The sequence below is a fragment of the Pseudomonas sp. Lb2C2 genome (assembly GCF_052112205.1).
Classification (GTDB): Bacteria; Pseudomonadota; Gammaproteobacteria; order Pseudomonadales; family Pseudomonadaceae; genus Aquipseudomonas; species Aquipseudomonas kilonensis.
On the sequence record NZ_JAUTYW010000002.1, the window covers coordinates 362,721 to 387,006 of the forward strand.

Genomic DNA, 24,286 nt, shown 5'->3' on the forward strand with positions numbered 1-24,286 from the left:
GCAGAGGCGTTTCCCAGGTGTCTGTGCCCAGGCTCTGCGCAAAGTCGGGTTTCAAATTGTGCTTAAATGCCAACTTCCCCATCGTTGCTCTTGGCTTGTCCACGTTTGTCCGTCGCTCTCTGCAAGTGAATGCGCAAAGCTGTCGGCCGCTCACAACAAGACTGCAAACTTCCATCCCAAGAACACCGTGCCGACAAACTCAGAAACGGTGTCACTGCCCTTATGTTCAAACGCATCCTGTCCGCTCTGAGCGGCAAGAAATCCAGCACGTCGACACCGGTTTCTTCCGCGCACACTGACGCGCCGCCGCCCCAGCCGGACGAGAGTGAATTGATCACGGTCTACGACAGCTACGGTCGTGAGATGCAGATCACCCGCAACGAGTGGCGTAACAACGTCTTCCTGCCAAACCTGCGAGAGAAATGGAATTCTGCCGACGAACTCTACAGCCTGATTATCTCGGGTTTGAATGATGGTTTTGTCGCTGACTTGATTCCGGCCGCGGCGCAACTGGTCGAGATCGACAGCAACCCCGAGCGCAGTCATGTCATCCAGGGCATTGTGCTGCTGGAGAACGGCCAGCTCGATGCCGCCGAAAACGCGCTGCGCACCGGGATGGCGAAAGTGGGCGCGACAGGCACTTTGCTGACCAACCTGGCCAAGGTCTTCAGCGAGCGCGGCGAGCAGGCGCTTGCCGATGAAACGCTTTGGCACGCGATCCAAGCCGACCCGAATCAAGAGAATGGCCTGTTGTGGTGGGCGGCCCTTCAGCGGGAAAAGGCCGGCGAGGCGGGCTATCTCGAGGCGCTGCGTACCGTGGCTGCATTGCCCGGCAGTTGGCGTGCGCCCTTGTGGTTGGCGCGTCATTGCCTGGAACAGAAGGACGTCGAATCGGCACGCGGGTTTTACACGCAGGTGCTGACGGCGGGTACGTTCGACGGCAGCGCGCTGATGATGATCTCGGGCGACTTGGGTAACAACGGCCAGATTCCACTGATCATCGAGCTGGTCGAGCCCATCTACGATGAGCACAAACACGACCCCATGGCCGGTATCAACTTGCTGCGCGCCTATCAGGAACTTGGCCAAGCGGCCGAAGGCGAGGCGCTGCTCGCTCGCCTGTATGCCCTGGGTTTTGCGCCGATCAAAAGCCAGCTCGACCAGTTTGCCCAAGCCTTCCAGCAAATGCACAAGCAGGACGCCCAAGGCGTGCCGGTGGATCCTGAAAGCCTGCAGTTCGCGACGTTGGCATTGAACCAGCCGATCTGGCACTACGGTTTGCGCAACGCCGATTGGTTCTTCGCGCAGAAGCCGGAAGGAGCATCGCAAATCGGTTTCTTCGCGCTGTCCAAAAGCACAGACGGGGCAGAGCGCGCCGAATCGCAACGGGAGGATGAACTGGGACGCTTCTCGCGCGCGATTCCTCTCTACCTGGCCGAAGCCGTGCACTACTGGAGCGACCATGTAGGCACTTGTTATATCCAAATCGTGGAAGGCGGCGGCCCGGTGCTATCGGGGGGTGAAGCCGACGGCCAAGCGCTTTTCGATATCGTGCCGCCGACGATGAAGTCCTTCATCACCGGCGAGATCGGCTGTTCGGGTGAAGGTGATCAAGCCCAATGGCTGCTTTCCCTGAGCCTCTGGGACTGCGCGACTCGCACCAGGCAAACTACCGAAAGTGGCAGCGCGACGAAGGCCGGCATCGGTGCTCTGGTACTCGACCTTGAGCAGCGTTTGCTTGCCCGCATTGGCCTGAAGCGCGAGACGCCCGTGGATTCGTTCTACCTGCATCCCACCGCCGAAGCCCTGCCGGTCTACCTGACCGAGCTGGGCCAGGCCTTCATGTTGACGCTGCTGGCGAACGGGCGCATGCCTAAATCCGCGATGTGGGGTGAGCGTGCCATGCTCGACTGGCCGCTCAACATGGCCCTTCATTGGCCCACGGTGGAAGTCGCCAAGCTGATGTACATCTCCGGGTTGGGCAAGGCCCACGATTACCAGTCGGACGTACTCGCCGAATACAAGGAGCGCAGCCTGCAGTGGCTGCGCGAGTTGGAGCAGGCGGGCAACCCTGCATCGCGCTTGGCGCCGTTGATATGGAAGGTGTTCGGTATGCAAGCAGAGCTACACGCTTATCTGAGCAACTTGCCCGACGATACAAGTGCTGCGCACAAGGCCTGGCTGGAGCGGGTGAGCGAGTAGTCGCTCGGCTTTTTTTACGCCACGCGGTGCAGAAGCACGCTGACCGTTCGATTCATTCTCCTATCGGGAAAACGCTGGGAATAACCACCACACGTTTTTTTCATCTTGCTTTCCTTACCGTTTCTCATCTGCGGGTGTATCGTATTCGCCTTTTGCGGGCCCAACGGTTCGCCGCGGATTCAATAGGTGGTTGCGTTCATGTCCTTTACCCGTCGCCAAATACTCGGTGGCCTGGCCGGTCTTGTTGTCGTTGGCGTGGGTGCGGGAGGTGCGTCGCGGTACTGGTTGGGCAAGCGCGCCGATGCCGAGGCCGGTCACGACTATGAATTGATCGCCGCGCCCCTGGACGTCGAACTGGTGGCCGGGCACAAGACCCAGGCCTGGGCGTTTGGTCCCTCGGCGCCGGGCACCGAGCTGCGGGTGCGCCAGGGCGAATGGTTGCGGGTACGCTTTATCAATCACCTGCCGGTCGCCACCACCATTCATTGGCACGGGATCCGTTTGCCGCTGGAGATGGACGGTGTGCCGTATGTCTCGCAATTGCCGGTGCTGCCGGGCGAGTATTTCGATTACAAGTTCCGCGTGCCAGACGCCGGCAGCTATTGGTATCACCCTCACGTCAACAGCAGCGAAGAGCTCGGGCGTGGACTGGTGGGGCCGTTGATCATCGAAGAGCGTGAGCCCACCGGCTTCAAATACGAGCAGACCCTGAGCCTCAAGAGCTGGCATGTGGACGAGCAGGGCGAGTTCGTCGCGTTCAGCATTCCCCGTGAAGCGGCGCGTGGCGGCACGGCCGGGCGGCTGGCGACCATCAACGGCGTGGCGCAAGCGGTGATTGACCTGCCGGCCGGGCAGATCACCCGGGTGCGCTTGCTCAACCTGGACAACACCCTGACGTATCGCATCAACATCCCAGGCGTTGAAGCGCAGATCTATGCGCTGGACGGCAACCCCATCGAACCGCGCCCGTTGGGCAAGGAATACTGGCTTGGCCCGGGCATGCGCATTTGCCTGGCGATCAAGGCACCGCCAGCCGGCGAAGAGTTGTCGCTGCGCAATGGCCCGGTGCGCCTGGGGACCTTGCGTTCGGTGCCTAACAGTGACGCGCCGAGCCAATGGCCGCCGGCGCTGCCGCCCAACCCGGTGTCGGAGCCGGACCTGGCCAATGCCGAAAAACTCAACTTCAATTTCGAATGGGTTGGCTCGGTGTCGGTCAACGTCGACAATGGCAAGCCGCCGAGCCTGTGGCAGATCAACGGCAAGGCCTGGGACATCACTGACAAAACCTGCGCCGACCGGCCGATCGCCACGCTGAAGAAAGGCCAGAGCTACATTTTCGAATTGAAGAACATGACCCAGTACCAGCACCCGATCCATTTGCACGGCATGAGCTTCAAGGTGATCGCATCGAACCGGCACAAGGTCGTGCCGTATTTCACCGACACTTACCTGCTGGGCAAGAACGAGCGGGCGCAGGTGGCGCTGGTGGCGGATAATCCAGGCGTATGGATGTTCCACTGCCATGTGATCGACCACATGGAAACCGGCCTGATGGCCGCCATCGAGGTGGCTTGATGCGCCAGATTCGCCCTGCCAGGATCATCGACCGCAGCCGTGACCAGGACTTCATGCGCGAAGCCCTGGCCCTCGCCGCACAAGGCGCCGCCCTGGGCGAAGTGCCCGTGGGCGCGGTGCTGGTGCAGGACGGCGAGATCATCGGACGCGGTTTCAACTGCCCGATCAGCGGCCACGACCCCAGTGCCCACGCGGAAATGGTCGCCATCCGCGCCGCCGCCCAGGCGGTGAGCAACTATCGCCTGCCCGGCAGCACGTTGTATGTGACGTTGGAGCCATGCAGCATGTGCGCTGGCCTGATCGTCCATTCGCGTATCGCCCGGGTCGTTTACGGCGCTCTGGAGCCCAAGGCCGGCATCGTGCAGAGCCAGGGGCAGTTTTTCAGCCAGGGTTTCCTGAACCATCGGGTGATGTACGAGGGCGGGGTGTTGGCCGAGGAGTGCAGCACCGTGCTGAGTGAGTTCTTCAAGGCCCGAAGAGCCAAATCGCAAGGTTGAACACTGATCCCCTGTGGGAGCGAGCTTGCTCGCGATGAGGGCCTGACATTCAACAGCGATGTTGCCTGACAGACCGCTATCGCGAGCAAGCTCGCTCCCACAGGTTTTTGTGGTGTTCGGGCTGTTTATTTACGCGCCACAATCACCGCCCGCATCGGCGCCGGCAGCCCTTCGATGGTTTTGCTGTGGGCGGCGGGGTCGAGGAAGTCGCTCAGCGACTGATACTTCATCCACTCGGTGCTGCGCTGTTCCTCTACGGTGGTCAGGCTCACGTCCACGCAACGCACGTCGCTGAACCCGGCGCGGCGCAGCCAGCGCTCCAGGGCCGGGACCGACGGCAGGAACCATACGTTACGCATCTGCGCGTAGCGGTCCTCGGGCACCAGCACCTGGTGTTCGTCGCCCTCGATCACCAGGGTTTCCAGCACCAGTTCGCCGCCCTTGACCAGGCAGTCCTTCAAGGCCAGCAGGTGCTCGATCGGTGAGCGCCGGTGGTAGAACACGCCCATGGAGAACACCGTGTCGAAGCCTTCCAGCTCCGCTGGCAGGGCCTCGAACGGGAACGGCAGATGCCAGGCGTTGGGCTGCGACAGGTAGCGCTGCACCGCCTGGAACTGGCAGAAGAACAGCCAGTTGGGGTCGACGCCGATCACCGTGTCAGCCCCGGCGCCGAGCATCCGCCACATGTAGTAGCCGTTGCCGCAGCCCACATCGAGGATGCGCTTGCCTTTCAGGTCCAGGTGCGGGGCCACCCGTGACCACTTCCAGTCCGAGCGCCATTCGGTGTCCACGTGCACGCCAAACAGGTCGAAAGGGCCTTTGCGCCATGGCGACAGGCCCATCAACGCAGTACGCATTTGCGCACGGGTTTCGTCGGAACAATCGGTGTCCAGCGTCAGACCATTCAGCAGGTCGACCGTGGTGGGTTGCAGGGCCGGCAGCGCATCGAGCGCGCTTTGCCAACGCTCCAGATCGCCATGGCCCTTTTCCATCTTGCTGTCGAGTTGCGTCTGCAGTGTCGCGGCCCAATCGGCCAGGGGCGTGCCGGCCAGATGGCGGGCGAGGGGGGACAGATCAATCATGGCAGGGCAATCAACGAGGCGAAGTTAAGACACTGGAACCACGGCACGACTTTCGAGAACCCGGCCGCCAGCAGGCGTTCGCGGTGTTCCTCGAGGCTGTCGGGCTTCATGACGTTTTCGATGGCGCTGCGTTTCTGGGCAATTTCCAGCTCGCTGTAGCCGTTGGCGCGCTTGAACGCCACGTGCAGGTCGGTGAGCAGGGCGTGTTCCTCGGCATCGTTGAACCGCAATTTTTCCGACAGGATCAGGGCACCGCCGGGTAGCAGGGACTGGCGGATGCGGCTCAACAATGCGGTGCGCTGGTCTGGCGCGATGAATTGCAGGGTGAAGTTCAGTGCCACCACCGAGGCCGGCTGGAACGTCAGGGCGAGGATGTCGCCTTCGATCACTTCCACCGGCAGCAGCTCCTGGAACATCGAGTCCTGGCCGTTGAGGTATTCGCGGCAGCGCTCGACCATGGCCGCCGAGTTATCCACAGCGATTACCCGGCAACCGTCGGTGCGCACGTGACGGCGCAGGGCCTGGGTCACGGCGCCCAGGGACGAGCCCAGGTCGTAGAGCACGCTGCCCGGCTGGGCGAATTGCGCGGCGAGCACGCCGAGGTTTTCGACAATGGTCGGGTAACCTGGCACCGAACGCTTGATCATGTCCGGAAACACCCGCACCACGTCCTCGTTGAAGGCGAAGTCCGGCACTTGGGCCAGGGGTTGGGCGAATAGGCGATCGGGGTCTTTGCTCACGGCGGTTCCAGCGGCATGGGTGGTGAAAAGGCCGGCATTTTAACCAAAAAACCTGTGGGAGCGAGCTTTGTGGGAGCAAGGCTTTGTAGGAGTAAGGTTTTGTGGGAGTAGGGCTCTGTGGGAGCAAGGCTTGCCCGCGATGAACGATAATGCGGTCTTGCTATAGACCGCGGTGCCTTCATCGCGGGCAAGCCTTGCTCCCACAGAGCTTTGCTCCCACATTAATCTTTGTTCAGTGTGGCTTTTGGGTAAACGCCGACGCCGTAATCCCCCACTGGCCCAGCCAATAACTGACGATGATCAGGTAAGGCGCGGCATGGAAGGGCTGCACGAACCGGTTGATGCCGATCAGGCTGTCGGAGAACACAAACGCCAGCGCCCCGGCGGCGGCCAGCCAGGCCGAGCGTTTCGGCACGCCGGTGCCCAGCCGCGCCAACGCTCGCCAGAGCATGGCGCTGATGGCCAGGCCGTAGACAATCACCGGCACCAGCAACGGCCCGAGGCCGTTCGACACCAGGATCCCCAACAGCACCGCGCCGATGCCCAAGGCCAGGGCCAATGGCAGCAGTGCCGGGCGGTGGCAGTCGCTGAGATAGGCTTTCAGGTAGGCCAGGTGCGCCAGCAGAAACGCGCCAAGGCCGAACACGAACAGATCCCCCGGCCAGGCCAGCAACACGTCGCCCACCAGCGAAAAAATCAGCCCGAGGCTGATCCAGCGCCGATAGTCACTGGGCGGCGCATCGTGCAGCCAGCCGAGCAGGGCCAGGACCGGCATGGGCTTGACCAGCAGGCACAACAGCGTGGCGTGCACGGTCAGGCCGTACAGGTAGGTGGCTGCGCCCATCAGTGCAAGGATCAGCCAGCCCACGGTCAGTTCACCGCAATGGCGCAGTCAAACGTTTCCACGGGCGGTACTTCCGGGGCCCAGGGTTGTTGATAAGTCAGGCGCAAGCGCCCGGTGCCAGCGCTGAACGCCAGGAAGCGCCAGGTCGAGACACCTGCGGCGCCGACGATGCCGGCGTCTTCCGGGTTGCGATAAACCTCCGGCCCCAAGCCTTTGAGCACGCCACCGGCCGAATCCTGGATCGCCCAGCGATAACCGGTGCTGGGGTTGCTGGGCAGGCTCAGGATCAGGTTCTGCCCGTTATTGAGCCTTACCGGGCACTGGCTCAGTTTTTCCACGGTCACGTTGTTGCTGGTTTGCGTGGCGCAGGCGCTCAACAGGGCGAGGCTGAGAGGGACGAGCAGGCGAGTGAGGGACATAAGGGCAACGGCTCCGGCATTTACGACGAACGGCGAGCATAACCGAAGATGCTACTGGGTGTGTCAGGTGGGCATATGTTGTTGCTGATGCCGCTATCGCGAGCAAGCTCGCTCCCACAGGGGATTTGTGGTGTTCACAGCATTTGTGATCCACACCAAACCCTGTGGGAGCGAGCTTGCTCGCGATGAGGCCGGTACAAGCCGCTAGAGGAACATCAGAACAACACCTTGGCCACATCCGCAAACCGCTTGGCAAAGTGCACCGTGACACCTTCCCTGAGGTAGTCCGGCAGTTCTTCGAAGTTGCCCCGGTTGGCTTCCGGCAGGATCAGCTCGTTGATTTTCTGGCGGCGCGCCGCGATGACCTTCTCGCGCACCCCGCCTATCGGCAGGACGTGCCCGGTGAGGGTCAGTTCGCCGGTCATGGCTACGCCTTTTTTCGGCGGCTGGTTGCGGGCCAGGGACAGCAACGCGCTGGCCATGGTCACGCCGGCGCTCGGGCCGTCCTTGGGCGTGGCACCTTCCGGTACGTGCAGGTGAACGAAGGCCTCGTCAAAGAACTTCGGATCGCCGCCAAATTGCTTCAGGTGTGAACTGACGTAGCTGTGGGCGATTTCCGCCGACTCCTTCATCACGTCCCCCAGTTGCCCGGTCAGCTTGAAGCCGCGATTGAGGGTGTGGATGCGCGTCGCTTCGATCGGCAAGGTCGCGCCGCCCATGCTGGTCCAGGCCAGGCCAGTGATCACGCCGACGCCGGACAACACCTGCTCGTTGCGGAATACCGGTTTGCCCAGAGAGGCCTCGAGGTCCTTCGGCCCGAGCTTGATCACGGCCTTGGGGTCGTCGATCAGCTTCATCACCGCCTTGCGCACCAGTTTGCCCAGCTGTTTTTCCAGCTGTCGCACCCCAGCTTCACGGGCATAGCCGTCGATCAGCGCCTTGAGGGCGCTGTCGTTGATGCTCAGGCTGCCCTTGGACACGCCGGCCTTGGCCAGTTGCTTGGGCCACAAGTGACGCTTGGCGATGGCGACTTTTTCTTCGGTGATGTAGCCCGACAGGCGGATCACTTCCATCCGGTCCAGCAGCGGGCCGGGGATCGAGTCCAGAGTGTTGGCGGTGCAGACGAAGAGCACTTTCGACAGGTCCAGGCGCAGGTCCAGGTAGTGGTCGAGGAATTCGACGTTCTGTTCCGGATCGAGGGTCTCCAGCAAGGCCGAGGCCGGGTCGCCCTGGTAGCTCTGGCCCATCTTGTCGATCTCGTCGAGCATGATCACCGGGTTCATCACTTCGACGTCTTTCAGTGCCTGCACCAGCTTGCCCGGCTGGGCGCCGATGTAGGTGCGCCGATGCCCCTTGATCTCGGCTTCATCACGCATGCCGCCGAGGCTGAAGCGGTAGAACGGTCGCCCCAGGGACTCGGCGATGGATTTGCCGACGCTGGTCTTGCCCACGCCCGGCGGGCCCACCAGTAGCACGATGGAACCGCTGATCTCGCCTTTGTAGGCGCCGACGGCGAGGAACTCCAGGATGCGGTCCTTGATGTCGTCCAGGCCTGCGTGGTGCTGGTCGAGCACCTTGCGCGCGTGCTTGAGGTCAAGCTTGTCCTGGCCAAACACGCCCCACGGCACCGAGGTCGCCCAATCCAGGTAATTGCGGGTGACGGCATATTCCGGGGAGCCGGTTTCCAGGATCGAGAGCTTGTTCATTTCCTCCTCGATGCGTTTCTGCGCCTGGGTCGGCAGCACCTTGCCTTCGAGCCGCTGCTCGAACTGTTCGATATCGGCGCTGCGGTCGTCCTTGGTCAGCCCCAGCTCCTGCTGGATGACCTTGAGCTGCTCCTTGAGGAAGAACTGGCGCTGATGTTCGCCGATCTTGTTGTTGACCTCGGCGGAAATCTCTTTCTGCAGCCGCGCCACTTCGACTTCCTTGCGCAGCATCGGCAGGACTTTTTCCATGCGCTTGAGCATGGGCACGCAGTCGAGTACTTCCTGCAGTTCGTTGCCGGTGGCGGAGGTCAGCGCGGCGGCAAAGTCGGTCAGCGGCGAAGGGTCGTTGGGGCTGAAGCGGTTGAGGTAGTTCTTCAACTCTTCGCTGTACAGCGGGTTGAGCGGCAGCAGTTCCTTGATCGCGTTGATCAGCGCCATGCCGTAGGCCTTGACCTCGTCGGTCGGCTCGCTCGGCTGGTGCGGGTATTCGACTTCCACCAGGTACGGTGGGCGATGGTGCTTGAGCCAGGTGCGGATGCGCACGCGGGTCAGGCCCTGGGCGACGAATTGCAGTTTGCCGCCTTCCCGGCTGGCGTGGTGCACCTTCACCAGCGTGCCGTACAGCGGCAGTTTCGAGGTGTCGAAATGGCGTGGGTCTTCCTGGGGCGAGTCCATGAAGAACAGCGCCAGGGAGTGATGGTCGGACTTGGCCACCAGCTCCAGGGTCTCGGCCCACGGTTCTTCGTTGACGATGACCGGCAACACCTGGGCCGGGAAGAACGGACGATTGTGGATCGGGATGATGTAGACCTTGTCTGGCAAATTCTGGCCAGGCAGGGCCAGGCCGGTGCCGGAAGAGGTGTGTTCGATGTGTTCGGAGTCAGCGTAATCGTGAGTGGCTTCTGTAGAGTGCTGGTCGCTCATGGGGCACCTGCGCAATGGGGTATGGGTCTTAGATGGGGCAGGTGGGGGGTGGTTTCAATGGTGGGCGATTGTTAGTGGTTATTTCATTGGCGGGCGTTCAGGCTTGCGACAGGTTCCCGTGGCGAGGCGTGGAGCCCTCGCCACGGCCCGGGCCTAGGCGACCCGGTTCAAGTCGTTGTGGCGCGTCTCCTTCAGGCACAGCACGGCGATGACGCTGAGCAGCGCAGCCGCTGAAACATAACCCCCGACATAGCTCAAACCGCCCATCGCCACCAGTTTCTGGGCGAAGAACGGCGCGGCCGAGGCGCCGACGATGCCGCCCAGGTTGTAGGCCGCCGAGGCACCGGTGTAGCGCACGTGGGTCGGAAACAGTTCCGGCAGCAAGGCGCCCATGGGGGCGAAGGTCACCCCCATCAGGAACAGCTCGATGCACAGGAACAGCGCCACCCCGCCAGTGGAACCGTGGGTCAGCAACGGTTCCATGAGGAAACCCGAGGCAATCGCCAGTACACCACCGAGGATCAATATGGGTTTGCGGCCGTAGCGGTCGCTGGCCCAGGCCGACAGGGGCGTAGCGGCGGCCATGAACAGCACGGCAAAGCACAGCAGGCCCAGGAAGGTCTCGCGGCTGTAGCCGAGGGTGGATACGCCGTAGCTCAGGGAAAACACCGTCGAGATGTAGAACAGCGCGTAACACACCACCATCGCCGCGGCGCCCAGCAAGGTTGGCGCCCAGTACTGGCTGAACAGCTCGACCAACGGCACCTTCACTCGCTCCTGGCGGGCCATGGCATTGGCGAACACCGGGGTTTCGTGGAGCTTGAGCCGCACATAGAGGCCGACGATCACCAGCACGGCACTGAGCAGGAACGGAATTCGCCAGCCCCAGGCGCGGAACTGCTCGTCGTCAAGGCTCATGGCCAGGGTCAGGAACAGCCCGTTGGCCGCCAGGAAGCCGATGGAGGGCCCCAGTTGGGGGAACATGCCGAACCAGGCGCGCTTGCCCTTGGGCGCGTTCTCGGTGGCAAGCAGCGCGGCGCCGCCCCATTCACCGCCCAGCCCCAGGCCCTGGCCGAAACGCAGCACGCACAGCAGGATCGGCGCCCAGGCGCCAATGCTGGCGTAGCCGGGCAACACGCCGATGAGCGTGGTGCACACGCCCATCAGCAGCAGGGACGCCACCAGCGTCGACTTGCGCCCGATCCGGTCGCCGAAATGGCCGAACAGTGCAGAACCCAGCGGGCGCGCGAGGAAGGCGATGCCGAACGTCAGGAAGGACGACAGCATCTGTGCCGTGCCTGAGGTTTGCGGGAAGAACACTGGCCCGATCACCAGGGCCGCAGCCGTGGCGTAGACGTAGAAGTCGTAGAACTCGATGGCGGTGCCGATGAAACTCGCGGTGGCCACGCGGGTGGCCGAATTTGTCGGCTGGGCAGACACAGCCTCGTTGCAGGTAGCGGTCGTCATGCGGTTATCCCTGACAGTCATGTGCTCCGTTGGAGCGAATTATTATGGTCGAACACCCAGGGATGTGGGCGGGTATCCTTTCGCTGTTTCGGGTAGGAACAGTCGCAGGACCGGTGCGGATTTTGCCGATGGTCGGGTCGGAACCGGCTGGGTGCGGGTAAGCACGGGGTTCGGACGGGGCTGGGTAAGCGGATTGAGTATAGGAAGGGGGCTAACGAATCAACAAGAGTGCTGCCATACAATATCGGCGCTGGCGATGAGCTTTTTGTGGCGAGGGAGCTTGCTCCCGCTGGGCTGCGAAGCAGCCCTGAAACCTGATCACTCGGTGTGTCAGGCAGGTTGGGGTGGCTGCTTTGGGGCTGCTGCGCAGCCCAGCGGGAGCAAGCTCCCTCGCCACGGGTGCGGTGTTTAGAGCACCGCCGGCACCGAACTGTTATGCCACGCCAGCACCTGGCTGACGCGATTGTCCACGGTTTCGATGATTTCCAGCCGATAACGGCCGATCTTCAGGCACACCGGGCTTTCGGGGATGGTTTCCAGGGCTTCGGTCACCAGCCCGTTGAGGGTCTTGGGGCCGTCGCAAGGCAGGTGCCAGCCCAGGGTCCTGTTCAATTCGCGGATCGACGCCGCGCCATCGATCATCAGGCGACCGTCGGGCTGGGGGTGGACGTGGGGGTTGTCGAGGCTGTGCTCGCTCTCGAATTCGCCGACGATTTCTTCGAGGATGTCTTCCAGGGTGACGATGCCCAGCACTTCGCCGTATTCGTCCACCACCATGCCCAGGCGCCGCTGCTGCTTGTGGAAATTCAGCAATTGCAGTTGCAGTGGCGTGCTTTCGGGGACGAAGTAGGGCTCGTGGGAGGCGGTCAGCAGCGCTTCCTTGGTCAGGCTCGCGTCCGCCAGCAAATGACGGATCTGGCGCGTGTTGAGCACCGCTTCGACCTGGTTGATGTCGCTGTGGAACATCGGCAGGCGGGTACGCCGGTTCAGGCGCAACTGTTCGATGATCTCGCCGATGGGGTCGTCGAGGTTGATCCCATCGACCTCGCTGCGGGGCACGAGGATATCGTTGACGGTGATGTTGTCCAGGGCGTGGATGCCGGAAATCGGGTGCAGCCGGCTGCTGCTGTGCTCTGGTTCCTGCTCGCTGCGCGGTGGCGCGGGCATTTCGTCGTCGCTCTGTTGCACCATGCTGGCTTTGCGCGCAAAGGGGCGCAGCAACAATTGGCTGGCACCATTCAACAGCCAGGCAAACGGATAGAGGATCTTCAACGGTATGCCCAGCAAGGCGTTGCCCAGCGCCAGCACCGCTTCGGGCTGGCGGGTGGCCAAGGTGCGCGGCAGGTAGTCGGCGAACACCAGCAGGGCCGCGCCGCTGCCGAGCCAGGCTACCCAAGGGCCGTTTTCCAGCCAGGTAAAGATCGCCAGCAAGGTGCCGATGACCACGGCCAGGGTGCGGCAGAGGGTATTGCACAGGATCAGGCTGGCCAGCGGGAATGTCAGCGTTGCCAGCGGTTTGTCACTGGCGCGTGAGGCCGTGCGTTGGGCCAGCAGGTGCTGCTGGGCGGCTTCGATGGCGGTGAACAGGGCCGACCAGAGGATCAGCACCACCAGCACGGCAAACAGCGGCGCCACGGGCAACGTATCCATCAGCGCCGTCCGTCACACATGCAGGATGTATTCGCGGACCAGCTTGCTGCCGAAGTACGCAAGCATCAGCAGGCAGAAACCGGCCAGGGTCCAGCGGATGGCCTTGTGGCCGCGCCAGCCGAGGCGGTTGCGGCCCCACAGCAGCACGCTGAACACGACCCACGCCAGGCAGGCGAGCAGGGTCTTGTGCACCAGGTGCTGGGCGAACAGGTTCTCGACGAACAACCAGCCGGAGATCAGCGACAGCGACAGCAGGCTCCAGCCGGCCCAGAGGAAACCGAACAGCAGGCTCTCCATGGTTTGCAGCGGCGGGAAGTTGCGGATCAGTCCGGACGGGTGCTTGTGCTTGAGCTGGTGGTCCTGCACCAGTAGCAGCAAGGCTTGGAATACCGCGATGGTGAACAGGCCATAGGCGAGTATCGACAGCAGGATGTGGGCAAGGATGCCCGGTTCTTCGTCGATGATCTGCACCGTGCCCGACGGCGCGAACTGCGCCAGCAGCACCGTGGCCAGCCCCAGCGGGAACAGCAGCACCAGCAGGTTTTCCACCGGAATGCGCGAGCAGGCCAGCAGCGTCAGACCGATCACGGCGACGGCGATCAGGCTGGCGGCATTGAAAAAGTCCAGGCCCAGGCCAATCGGCGTCATCAGGTGGGTATAAAGGCTAATCGCGTGGCCGAGCACCGCCAGCACGCCAAGCGTGACCAACAGGCGTTTGTTCGCCTTGGCGCCGGTGGCCAGGCGGGTGCCTTGATAGAGGGTCGCAGCGGCATAAAGGCAAGCGGCGGCGAGCGTGGCAAGCAAGCTGGGTGACAAGGGGAGCATAAATCCTGTTAGGCAAGCCCGAAAGGCGCTGAGTTTGGCATAGAACCCCCTCCGCACGAAAGACCACCGCAACTGACAGTAAGGTGTACGTTGCCCGCTTCTTCGCTATAATCCGCGACCTGCCCACGCCGCAGGCTCGCCGAGCACATTTTTCACGGTCTGGGCCGCCATTATCCCGGTCTCATCTGGGCCTGAAAGGATCGCGCATGTTTGAAAACCTAACCGACCGTCTCTCGCAGACGCTGCGCCATGTCACCGGCAAGGCGAAACTGACCGAGGACAACATCAAAGACACCCTGCGCGAAGTGCGCATGGCGTTGCTCGAAGCCGACGTCGCCCTGCCGGTGGTCAAGGACTTCGTCAATTCGGTCAAGGAACGCGCCGTCGGCACCGAAGTGTCGCGCAGCCTGACACCGGGCCAGGCGTTCGTGAAGATCGTCCAGGCCGAACTCGAAAGCCTGATGGGCGCCGCCAACGAAGACCTGAACCTGAGCGCCGTACCGCCAGCGGTGGTGCTGATGGCCGGCCTGCAGGGCGCGGGCAAGACTACGACAGCCGGCAAGCTGGCGCGCTTCCTTAAAGAGCGCAAGAAGAAGTCGGTGATGGTGGTGTCGGCGGACATCTACCGTCCGGCGGCGATCAAGCAACTGGAAACCCTGGCCAACGACATTGGCGTGACGTTCTTCCCGTCCGACCTGAGCCAGAAGCCGGTCGACATCGCCCAGGCGGCTATTAAAGAAGCAAAACTGAAATTCATCGACGTGGTCATCGTCGATACCGCCGGTCGCCTGCACATCGATGAAGAGATGATGGGCGAGATCAAGGCGCTGCATGCCGCGATCAACCCGGTGGAAACCCTGTTCGTGGTCGACGCCATGACCGGCCAGGATGCGGCCAACACCGCCAAGGCGTTCGGTGATGCACTGCCGCTGACCGGCGTGATCCTGACCAAGGTCGACGGTGACGCCCGTGGCGGTGCCGCGCTGTCGGTACGGGCCATCACCGGCAAGCCGATCAAGTTCATCGGTATGGGCGAGAAGAGCGAAGCGCTCGAGCCGTTCCACCCCGAGCGTATCGCTTCGCGCATCCTCGGCATGGGCGACGTGCTCAGCCTGATCGAGCAGGCCGAACAGACCCTCGACAAGGACAAGGCCGATAAACTGGCCAAGAAGCTGAAGAAGGGCAAGGGCTTCGACCTCGAAGACTTCCGCGACCAGTTGCAACAAATGAAGAGCATGGGCGGCCTTGGCGGCCTCATGGACAAACTGCCGAACATCGGTGGCGTGAACCTGGCGCAGATGGGCAATGCCCAGGGCGCTGCTGAAAAGCAGTTCAAGCAGATGGAAGCCATCATCAACTCCATGACCCCGGCCGAGCGCCGCGACCCTGAGCTGATCAGCGGTTCGCGCAAGCGCCGTATCGCCATGGGTTCCGGCACCCAGGTGCAGGACATCGGTCGCTTGATCAAGCAGCACAAGCAGATGCAGAAGATGATGAAGAAATTCTCCGCCAAGGGCGGAATGGCCAAGATGATGCGCGGCATGGGTGGTATGTTGCCCGGCGGCGGCATGCCGAAAATGTAAAGAATCTGCGCCGACTGTCATGTCGGCGTTGCCCCGCACGGATGCGGGGATCTCCAGCAAACCCGCGCTACGCGGGAGCTGACTTGCCGTTTTTCATGACGGCTCTATGGCAAATCTTGATCGCATGGCGCCAGGCGCCGGAAAAAGACATTTGCAAAAGTCGGGATATTCCTTAGAATATGCGGCCTTTCGGGCACCTATGCCCGCTGTGCATTTAGATTTGCAGCACCGACTACAGGAACGATGTTCACATGCTAACAATCCGTCTTGCCCTTGGCGGCTCCAAAAAGCGCCCGTTTTACCACCTGACCGTAACCGACAGCCGCAACCCGCGTGACGGTTCCCACAAGGAACAGGTTGGTTTCTTCAACCCTGTTGCCCGTGGTCAGGAAGTACGTCTGTCCGTGAACCAAGAGCGCGTAGCCTACTGGCTGAGCGTTGGTGCACAACCTTCTGAGCGCGTTGCTCAGTTGTTGAAGGAATCGGCTAAGGCTGCGGCCTGAGCAATATGAACGCGACGCCAAAAGATGCTGATGATTTGATCGTTGTCGGCAAGATCTATTCTGTACATGGCGTTCGCGGCGAAGTGAAGGTGTATTCCTTTACTGATCCGATCAAGAACCTGTTGGACTACAAAACCTGGACGCTCAAGCGCGAAGGTAGCGTGAAACAGGTGGAGCTGGTCAGCGGACGCGGGAACGACAAGTTCCTGGTCGCAAAGCTCAAGGATCTCGATGATCGTGAAGAAGCGCGTCTTCTGGCCGGTTATGAGATCTGCGTGCCGCGCAACCTGTTCCCTGAACTGACCGATGGCGAGTACTACTGGTACCAGCTCGTGGGTCTGAAGGTCATCGACCACCTCGGGCAATTGCTCGGGAAGATCGATCACCTGCTCGAGACCGGTTCGAACGATGTCATGGTGGTCAAGCCTTGCGTCGGCAGCCTGGATGATCGCGAACGCCTGTTGCCCTATACCGAGCAATGCGTGTTGGCCGTCGACCTTGCCGCAGGCGAGATGAAGGTGGAATGGGATGCGGATTTCTAAACGTGGCTAACTTGCGCGTTGAAGTCATCACATTGTTTCCCGAGATGTTTTCCGCCATCAGCGAGTACGGCATAACCAGCCGCGCGGTGAAACAGGAGCTGTTGCAGCTCACCTGTTGGAATCCGCGGGACTACACCACGGATCGACATCACACTGTGGACGATCGCCCGTTTGGCGGTGGTCCGGGCATGGTGATGAAGATCAAGCCCCTGGAAGATGCGCTGGTTCAGGCCAGGACGGCAGCCGGGGAGGGTGCGAAGGTGATCTACCTGTCGCCCCAAGGCCGTCAGCTGACTCAGTCGGCGGTACGCGAGCTGGCGAATTCGGATGCATTGATCCTGATTGCCGGCCGTTATGAAGGCATTGACGAGCGTTTCATTGAAGCTCATGTCGATGAAGAGTGGTCGATTGGCGACTATGTACTGTCTGGCGGCGAGCTGCCGGCGATGGTCCTGATCGATGCGGTTACACGACTGCTGCCTGGAGCTTTAGGGCATGCAGATTCCGCTGAGGAAGATTCCTTTACGGATGGTCTGCTGGATTGCCCGCACTACACCCGACCGGAGGTGTATGCGGATCAGCGTGTTCCCGACGTGTTGCTAAGTGGCAACCACGCGCACATCCGGCGTTGGCGTTTGCAGCAGTCCCTTGGTCGGACCTATGAACGACGCGCCGATCTTCTGGAAAGCCGCTCGCTTTCTGGAGAAGAGAAGAAGCTGCTCGAGGAATACATCCGCGAGCGGGACGATAGTTAACAACGTATCGATGGTGAGTCCGACGACTTGCCTTAGGAGCACAGCATGACTAACAAAATCATCCTTGCACTCGAAGCAGAGCAGATGACCAAAGAAATCCCTACCTTTGCCCCAGGCGACACCATTGTCGTTCAGGTGAAAGTGAAGGAAGGCGACCGTTCCCGTCTGCAAGCGTTCGAAGGCGTCGTTATCGCCAAGCGTAACCGTGGCGTGAACAGTGCATTCACCGTTCGTAAAATCTCCAACGGTGTCGGCGTAGAGCGTACTTTCCAGACCTACAGCCCGCAAATCGACAGCATGGCTGTCAAGCGTCGCGGTGACGTACGTAAAGCCAAGCTGTACTACCTGCGTGACCTGTCGGGTAAAGCAGCTCGCATCAAGGAAAAACTGGCTTAAGTCCAGCTTCCGATGCAAAAAAAAGCAGCCTGCGGGCTGCTTTTTTGTTGCCTGCGATTTGCTCTTTGAGCACCCTGCATAGCTTCATTTCCCATTTCGATGCCGTGTGTGCCCGCATCCTTCAAGAGTTTTTATGCCAGCCATCGATCATCCGTTGATAGACCAGTTTCTCGACGCCCTGTGGCTGGAGAAGGGCCTGTCCGATAACACCCGTGATGCCTATCGCAGTGACCTGGCGCTGTTCAACGGTTGGTTGCAGGAAAACCACCTGGAACTGATCAATGCCGGCCGGGAGTTGATCCTCGATCACTTGGCGTGGCGCCTGGAGCAGAACTACAAACCGCGCTCGACCGCTCGTTTTCTCTCCGGCCTGCGTGGTTTTTATCGCTACTTGCTGCGGGAAAAGCTGATTGCGGTGGACCCGACCTTGCGCGTGGAAATGCCGCAACTGGGGCGCCCATTGCCCAAATCCCTGTCGGAAGCCGATGTGGAGGCGCTGCTGGCGGCACCCGACCTCAGCGAAGCCATCGGTCAGCGCGACCGGGCCATGCTGGAAGTCTTGTATGCCTGTGGCCTGCGGGTCACCGAGTTGATCAGCTTGACCCTGGAGCAGGTCAACCTGCGCCAGGGCGTGCTGCGGGTGATGGGCAAAGGCAGCAAGGAACGCCTGGTGCCGATGGGTGAGGAAGCGATCGTCTGGGTCGAGCGCTACATGCGCGATGCCCGTCATGAGCTGCTGGGCGGGCGTCCCAGCGATGTGCTGTTTCCCAGCCTGCGCGGTGAGCAGATGACCCGCCAGACCTTCTGGCACCGCATCAAGCACCAGGCCAAGGTGGCCGGGATCGGCAAATCCCTCTCGCCCCACACCTTGCGCCATGCCTTTGCCACGCACCTGCTCAACCACGGCGCCGACCTGCGGGTGGTGCAAATGCTGCTCGGCCACAGCGACCTGTCCACCACCCAGATCTACACCCACGTCGCCCGGGCGCGGTTGCAGGACCTGCATGCCAAACACCATCCGCGCGGATGAATGAAGTCCCCTGTGGGAGCGAGCTTGTGGGAGCAAGGCTTGCCCGCGATGAACGATAACGCGGTGTAGTTGTTACACTGCGGCGCGGCCATCGCGGGCAAGCCTTGCTCCCACAGGACAGCTCCCACAGAAAAGCCTGCATCAATCCTCAAAGCGTCTTGCGTCAGCGGCATTCGGTCACGCGGGCCTTATGTGGTAGGCTTTGTCGGTTTGCACAGTGGGCGGTTGGAACCCGAATCTGCGGGTCGGCGTTTCCCGTCTCATTTGTTCGCCTCAGGAGTCCCCATGCGTTTGATCCAGATGTTCACCGCCGCCGCCATTGCGCTGGCCAGTACCTTTGCCATCGCCGACGACGCGGCCGACAAGGCTATCCGCAAGAGCCTGGAAAACCTTCAGCTCGAAGTGCCGATCGAAACCATCTCGGCCAGTCCCATGGCCGGCCTGTATGAGGTCAAGCTCAAGGGCAGCCGCGTGCTTTATGCCAGCGCCGACGGTCAGTACATCGTCCAGGGCAACCTGTTCGAGCTCAAGGGCGGCAAGCCGGTCAATCTCACCGAGATGACCGAGCGCCAGGGCATTTCCAAGTTGATCAACGGCATTCCAGTCGCTGAAACCGTGGTCTATCCGGCGATTGGCGAAACCAAGTCGCACATCACCGTGTTCACCGACACCACCTGCCCGTATTGCCACAAGCTGCACGCCGAAGTGCCGGAGCTGAACAAGCGCGGCATCGAAGTGCGCTATGTTGCGTTCCCGCGCCAGGGCCTGGGCTCGCCGGGCGATGAGCAGTTGCAGGCGGTCTGGTGCTCCAAGGACAAGAAAGCGGCCATGGACAAGATGGTCGATGGCAAGGAAATCAAGGCCGCCAAGTGCGAGAACCCGGTTTCCAAGCAGTTCGCCCTTGGCCAGTCCATTGGTGTGAACGGCACGCCGGCCATCGTTTTGGCCGACGGCCAGGTGATTCCGGGCTACCAGCCGGCGCCACAAGTCGCCAAACTGGCCCTGGACGCGAAATGATCATGGGCGATCCGCTTCTGAAGATCACGGCTCGGCGAAAACCTTCGTCGGGCCGTTAAACACAAAGTCGCGTTGCTGCGCGGCTGTATTTCACGGCCGACCTTGCGTCGGCCGTTTCATGGGGAGTCAAGAGTGAATCCGGTCAAAGTAGGCATCTGTGGGTTAGGTACCGTCGGTGGCGGCACCTTCAACGTACTTCAGCGCAACGCCGAGGAAATTGCTCGTCGTGCCGGGCGTGGGATCGAAGTGGCACAAATTGCCATGCGCACGCCAAAGCCTCAGTTCCAGACGACCGGTATTGCGATTACCAACGATGTCTTCGAAGTGGCCACGAACCCTGAGATCGACATCGTCATAGAGCTGGTCGGCGGCTACACCGTTGCCCGCGATCTGGTACTCAAGGCCATCGAGAATGGCAAGCATGTGGTCACCGCGAACAAGGCGCTTATCGCTGTTCACGGTAATGAGATTTTCGCCAAGGCCCGCGAGAAGGGCGTGATCGTGGCTTTCGAAGCCGCCGTGGCCGGTGGTATCCCGGTGATCAAGGCGATCCGCGAAGGCCTCTCGGCCAACCGCATCAACTGGGTCGCGGGGATCATCAACGGCACCGGCAACTTCATCCTCACCGAGATGCGTGAGAAGGGTCGCACCTTCGAAGACGTGCTCGCCGAGGCCCAGGCCCTGGGTTACGCAGAGGCTGATCCGACGTTCGACGTGGAAGGCATCGACGCGGCGCACAAGCTGACGATCCTGGCCTCCATTGCGTTCGGCATTCCGTTGCAGTTCGACAAGGCCTACACCGAAGGCATCACCAAGCTGACCACCGCTGATGTGAACTACGCCGAAGCCTTGGGCTATCGCATCAAGCACCTGGGCGTGGCGCGCAGCACTGCCAACGGCATCGAGCTGCGCGTGCACCCGACCTTGATCCCGGCCGATCGCCTGATCGCCAACGTCAACGGTGTGATGAACGCGGTGATGGTCAACGGCGACGCCTCCGGCTCGACGTTGTTCTACGGCGCTGGTGCCGGCATGGAGCCGACGGCCTCTTCGGTGATCGCCGACCTGGTGGACGTGGTTCGCGCCATGACCTCGGACCCGGAAAACCGCGTGCCGCACCTGGCCTTCCAGCCAGACTCGCTGTCGGCTCACCCGATTCTTCCGATCGAGGCGTGCGAAAGCTCCTACTACCTGCGCATCCAGGCCAAGGACCATCCGGGTGTGCTGGCGCAAGTGGCGAGCATTCTCTCGGAACGCGGTATCAACATCGAGTCGATCATGCAGAAGGAAGTCGAGGAACACGACGGCCTGGTGCCGATGATCCTGCTGACCCACCGTGTGGTCGAGCAGCGCATCAACGACGCGATTGCGGCGCTCGAAGCGCTCCAGGGTGTCGTTGGCCCGGTGGTCCGTATCCGCGTCGAACATTTGAATTAATTTAGCGGCAAGCGGTAAGTTGCAGGCTGCGAACGAAGGCAAACTTGCCTTTGAATGTGTCGCCTGCAGCTTCAACGCTTGAAGCCCAAACCGAAGGTTTGCCCCATGCGCTATATCAGCACCCGCGGCCAGGCACCGGCCCTGAATTTCGAAGATGTCCTCCTGGCCGGCCTGGCCACGGACGGTGGTCTCTATGTGCCGGAAAACCTGCCGCGCTTCACCCAGGAAGAAATCGCTTCCTGGGCCGGCCTGCCGTATCACGAGCTGGCGTTCCGGGTCATGCGCCCGTTCGTCACCGGCAGCATCCCGGACGCCGATTTCAAGAAAATCCTGGAAGAGACCTATGGCGTCTTTTCCCACAACGCCATCGCACCGCTGCGTCAGCTCAACGGTAACGAATGGGTCATGGAGCTGTTCCACGGCCCCACCCTGGCGTTCAAGGACTTCGCCCTGCAATTGCTCGGTCGCCTGCTGGACTACGTGCTGCAAAAGCGTGGCGAGCGTGTGGTGATCGTCGGTGCCACCTCTGGCGACACCGGTTCGGCGGCCATCGAAGGCTGCAAGCATTGCGAGAACGTCGATATTTTCATCCTGCACCCGCACAACCGGGTCTCGGAAGTACAACGTCGGCAGATGACGACGATTTTCGGCGATAACATCCACAACATCGCCATCGAAGGCAACTTCGATGACTGCCAGGAAATGGTCAAGGCCAGCTTCGCCGACCAGAGCTTCCTCAAGGGCACGCGGCTGGTGGCGGTGAACTCGATCAACTGGGCGCGGATCATGGCCCAGATCGTTTATTACTTCCACGCGGCCCTGCAATTGGGCGGCCCGGCCCGCTCCGTGTCGTTCTCGGTGCCGACCGGCAATTTCGGCGATATCTTCGCCGGCTACCTGGCGCGCAACATGGGCCTGCCGATCAACCAGTTGATCGTCGCCACCAACCGCAACGACATCCTGCACCGCTTCATGAGCGGCAACCAGTACGTCAAGGAAACCCTGCACGCCACGCTGTCGCCTTCGATGGACATCATGGTGTCGTCGAACTTCGAACGCCTGCTGTTCGACCTGCACGGTCGCAATGGTGCGGCGATTGCCGGCCTGATGGACAGCTTCCGCCAGGGCGGCGGTTTCAGCGTCGAGCCTGAGCGCTGGACCGAAGCCCGCAAGTTGTTCGACTCCCTGGCGGTGGACGATGAGCAGACTTGCGAAACCATCGCCGAGGTGTTCGAGCAGAGCGGTGAACTGCTCGATCCGCACACAGCCATTGGCGTCAGGGCCGCCCGTGAATGCCGTCGCAGCCTGGATATCCCGATGGTTATCCTGGGCACGGCGCACCCGGTCAAGTTTCCGGACGCCGTGGAGAAAGCCGGTGTAGGAAAAGCACTTGAGCTCCCTGCACATCTTTCTGATTTGTTTGAGCGAGATGAGCGTTGCACCGTGTTGCCCAACGACTTGAAGGCCGTGCAGGCCTTTGTCAGTCAGCATGGGAACCGCGGCAAGCCGCTCTGACCGCGCAACCCTGTCACATCTTGAAGCCCGTCTCCTGACGGGCTTTCTTGTTTCTGCATGCCAAACTGGTCGGGTTTTCGCCCTTGGAGGGACGGGCGAGTCATCTCGAAGGAAATGCAGATGTCGTTTTTTAGCAAAGGCAAACCAGCTCTGGGCTGGGTAATGAGCCTGGCCCTGATGTACTGGGCGCAGGGGGGCAACGCGGCGCAGTTGGCGGCTTTCGAAACTCCGCCGTTCAATCCTGGCGAACGGCTGGTGCTGGATGCGCGGGAATTGAAGTGGATCAAGGAGAACCCCCGCGTCATCGTGGCCACGATGCAGTTTCCGTTGTACCTGTTCAAGAATGAACTGGGGCAGTGGAACGGCCTGAACCACGACATTCTCCAGCGCATTACGCAAATGACCGGCCTTGAGTTCGTGCACCGGGAGTCGTTCTCCCCCGGTGAGTTGCTGACGATGCTGGAAAACGGCGAGGCCGACATGACCACCCTGTTGGCGATGAATGACGAACGCCGGGACTTCCTGAGTTTCAGCCATGCATTTGGCGGCTCGGGCTGGGTATTCGTCGGCCGTGACGGAGAGTCGCCTCTTCATTCGCTGGAGCAGCTGGAAGGGAAGGTCCTGGCGTTACCGGCACGGCATGCCTTGGAGGCGGAAATCAGGCGCGATCACCCGGCCATCGAATTGCGCACGACCAAGACCCATGGCGAGGCGCGGGCATTGGTCGAGAGCCGGGAAGCCTATGTCACCATCGAAAATGAAAGCGGGGTGCACCTCTATCCGGCGGGACAGTTGCAGGTAGGAAGAGGTCTTGAGGGCAAGTGGGAACCAGACTACCTCGCTGTACGCCAAGACCTGAGCGTGTTGCTGAGTATCTTGAATAAAGCCCTGGAAGCCTTCCCGGCCGAGGACATGCGCGCAATGCGGTCCAAATGGATGGCCGGCATGACGCCCGTCCAGGCGCCATCGATGTGGGAGCGGCTGTCTCGCTGGGGTTACTGGTGTGTGACCGTGGTCGTGTTGTTCGGCCTCCTGTCCTTGCTGTGGAACCGCCGCCTGCAGATACAGATCGACCAACGTCTCAAGGCCGAGGCGGTCCTCAAGGACCAGTTGATGCTCCAGCGGGCCTTGATGGATGCCATTCCCGACCCGATTTTCATCCGGGATCTGGAAGGGCGCCTGATCATGTGCAACAAAAGCTACGAGGACCAGTTCGCGACCCGCTTCGAAAAGCTGCGGGGCACGCGGCTGACGGATTCTGCGGCATTCCCACCGGCCACCGCCGAGTTGCTGCATGGGGAGGTGATGGAGCAATTGCGCACCGGCCAGTCTCGGTTCGTCGACCGGCAATTGATGTTCAGCAGCGGATTGCGGGAAATCTATCACTGGTCGGTGCCCTTCTATGGGGCTGACGGGCAGTTGCGCGGCATTCTGGGGGGCTGGACCGATGCCGGGCGTCGGTGGCGCCGTTGCGACAGGTTCATGGCCTGATGCCGACTGTCACCACGCCAAGGCTTCAAGAGAAGGCTGTTGTTTGCCTGTCATATTGGGCGCGCATGCTCGGTTGAACAGATTGA

Annotated in this window: 21 protein-coding genes; 13 read left to right on the plus strand and 8 right to left on the minus strand. The window is 61.5% G+C overall.

Annotation, left to right across the window (positions count from 1 at the left end):
- Window positions 1-222: 222 nt before the first annotated feature.
- The 3 genes from Q7F16_RS05890 (at window position 223) to tadA (ending at window position 4,274) form a co-directional block, all read left to right on the plus strand.
- Complete coding sequence (locus Q7F16_RS05890; RefSeq protein ID WP_409555931.1) at window positions 223-2,202, plus strand: tetratricopeptide repeat protein; 1,980 nt, start codon at window positions 223-225, stop codon at window positions 2,200-2,202.
- Between the two features lie 198 nt (window positions 2,203-2,400).
- Window positions 2,401-3,777 (plus strand): multicopper oxidase family protein, encoded by a 1,377-nt coding sequence (locus Q7F16_RS05895; RefSeq protein WP_003198067.1) that lies wholly within the window; start codon window positions 2,401-2,403, stop codon window positions 3,775-3,777.
- A complete protein-coding gene (tadA, locus tag Q7F16_RS05900) occupies window positions 3,777-4,274 on the plus strand; it encodes a tRNA adenosine(34) deaminase TadA (RefSeq protein ID WP_046063925.1) in 498 nt (165 codons plus the stop codon). Before Q7F16_RS05895 ends, tadA begins: the two co-directional genes overlap by 1 nt.
- A 125-nt stretch (window positions 4,275-4,399) precedes the next feature.
- Here tadA and cmoB read toward each other — a convergent pair whose 3' ends face one another.
- The 8 genes from cmoB to Q7F16_RS05940 form a co-directional block, all read right to left on the minus strand.
- The gene (gene cmoB, locus Q7F16_RS05905; protein WP_409555930.1) at window positions 4,400-5,356 is read right to left on the minus strand and encodes a tRNA 5-methoxyuridine(34)/uridine 5-oxyacetic acid(34) synthase CmoB; all 957 of its coding nucleotides are present in this window, start codon (window positions 5,354-5,356) and stop codon (window positions 4,400-4,402) included.
- The gene (cmoA, locus tag Q7F16_RS05910) at window positions 5,353-6,096 is read right to left on the minus strand and encodes a carboxy-S-adenosyl-L-methionine synthase CmoA (RefSeq protein WP_018611163.1); all 744 of its coding nucleotides are present in this window, start codon (window positions 6,094-6,096) and stop codon (window positions 5,353-5,355) included. Before cmoA ends, cmoB begins: the two co-directional genes overlap by 4 nt.
- Window positions 6,097-6,328: 232 nt before the next feature.
- Window positions 6,329-6,964, minus strand: a complete 636-nt coding sequence (locus tag Q7F16_RS05915) for a lysoplasmalogenase (RefSeq protein ID WP_046063927.1) — start codon at window positions 6,962-6,964, stop codon at window positions 6,329-6,331.
- Between the two features lie 2 nt (window positions 6,965-6,966).
- Window positions 6,967-7,359, minus strand: coding sequence for a protease inhibitor I42 family protein (locus Q7F16_RS05920; RefSeq protein ID WP_409555929.1), 393 nt, complete (start codon window positions 7,357-7,359; stop codon window positions 6,967-6,969).
- A gap of 215 nt (window positions 7,360-7,574) precedes the next feature.
- Complete coding sequence (gene lon, locus Q7F16_RS05925) at window positions 7,575-9,989, minus strand: endopeptidase La (RefSeq protein WP_409555928.1); 2,415 nt, start codon at window positions 9,987-9,989, stop codon at window positions 7,575-7,577.
- A gap of 153 nt (window positions 9,990-10,142) precedes the next feature.
- Complete coding sequence (locus Q7F16_RS05930; RefSeq protein ID WP_041475749.1) at window positions 10,143-11,456, minus strand: MFS transporter; 1,314 nt, start codon at window positions 11,454-11,456, stop codon at window positions 10,143-10,145.
- Window positions 11,457-11,864: 408 nt separating this feature from the next.
- Window positions 11,865-13,106, minus strand: a complete 1,242-nt coding sequence (locus Q7F16_RS05935; protein ID WP_046063930.1) for a transporter associated domain-containing protein — start codon at window positions 13,104-13,106, stop codon at window positions 11,865-11,867.
- A gap of 12 nt (window positions 13,107-13,118) precedes the next feature.
- Window positions 13,119-13,931 (minus strand): cytochrome C assembly family protein, encoded by an 813-nt coding sequence (locus tag Q7F16_RS05940; protein WP_041475750.1) that lies wholly within the window; start codon window positions 13,929-13,931, stop codon window positions 13,119-13,121.
- 206 nt (window positions 13,932-14,137) lie between these two features.
- Between Q7F16_RS05940 and ffh the strand changes: the two genes are divergently transcribed.
- From ffh to Q7F16_RS05990, 10 genes are all read left to right on the plus strand, one after another.
- Window positions 14,138-15,514: a signal recognition particle protein gene (gene ffh / locus Q7F16_RS05945; protein ID WP_046063931.1), complete on the plus strand. Its 1,377-nt coding sequence runs from the start codon at window positions 14,138-14,140 to the stop codon at window positions 15,512-15,514.
- A 251-nt stretch (window positions 15,515-15,765) separates the two neighbouring features.
- Window positions 15,766-16,017, plus strand: a complete 252-nt coding sequence (gene rpsP / locus Q7F16_RS05950) for a 30S ribosomal protein S16 (protein WP_003198088.1) — start codon at window positions 15,766-15,768, stop codon at window positions 16,015-16,017.
- Window positions 16,018-16,022: 5 nt separating this feature from the next.
- Window positions 16,023-16,559: a ribosome maturation factor RimM gene (rimM, locus tag Q7F16_RS05955; RefSeq protein ID WP_003198090.1), complete on the plus strand. Its 537-nt coding sequence runs from the start codon at window positions 16,023-16,025 to the stop codon at window positions 16,557-16,559.
- Complete coding sequence (gene trmD, locus Q7F16_RS05960; protein ID WP_170845966.1) at window positions 16,541-17,314, plus strand: tRNA (guanosine(37)-N1)-methyltransferase TrmD; 774 nt, start codon at window positions 16,541-16,543, stop codon at window positions 17,312-17,314. The genes rimM and trmD overlap by 19 nt, the downstream gene beginning before the upstream one ends.
- A gap of 45 nt (window positions 17,315-17,359) precedes the next feature.
- Window positions 17,360-17,710 carry a 50S ribosomal protein L19 gene (rplS, locus tag Q7F16_RS05965; RefSeq protein ID WP_003175895.1) on the plus strand — a complete coding sequence of 117 codons (351 nt, stop codon included), beginning with the start codon at window positions 17,360-17,362 and terminating at the stop codon, window positions 17,708-17,710.
- A 133-nt stretch (window positions 17,711-17,843) separates the two neighbouring features.
- On the plus strand, window positions 17,844-18,740 hold the full coding sequence (gene xerD / locus Q7F16_RS05970) for a site-specific tyrosine recombinase XerD (protein ID WP_018611113.1): 897 nt from the start codon (window positions 17,844-17,846) through the stop codon (window positions 18,738-18,740).
- Window positions 18,741-19,025: 285 nt separating this feature from the next.
- Window positions 19,026-19,757 (plus strand): bifunctional protein-disulfide isomerase/oxidoreductase DsbC, encoded by a 732-nt coding sequence (gene dsbC / locus Q7F16_RS05975; RefSeq protein WP_409555927.1) that lies wholly within the window; start codon window positions 19,026-19,028, stop codon window positions 19,755-19,757.
- A 132-nt stretch (window positions 19,758-19,889) separates the two neighbouring features.
- Window positions 19,890-21,194, plus strand: coding sequence for a homoserine dehydrogenase (locus Q7F16_RS05980; protein ID WP_046063932.1), 1,305 nt, complete (start codon window positions 19,890-19,892; stop codon window positions 21,192-21,194).
- A 105-nt stretch (window positions 21,195-21,299) separates the two neighbouring features.
- Window positions 21,300-22,709, plus strand: a complete 1,410-nt coding sequence (gene thrC, locus Q7F16_RS05985) for a threonine synthase (protein ID WP_046063933.1) — start codon at window positions 21,300-21,302, stop codon at window positions 22,707-22,709.
- Between the two features lie 120 nt (window positions 22,710-22,829).
- Entirely contained in the window at window positions 22,830-24,200 is a 1,371-nt protein-coding gene (locus Q7F16_RS05990; RefSeq protein ID WP_409555926.1) for a transporter substrate-binding domain-containing protein, read from the plus strand.
- Window positions 24,201-24,286 lie beyond the last annotated feature (86 nt).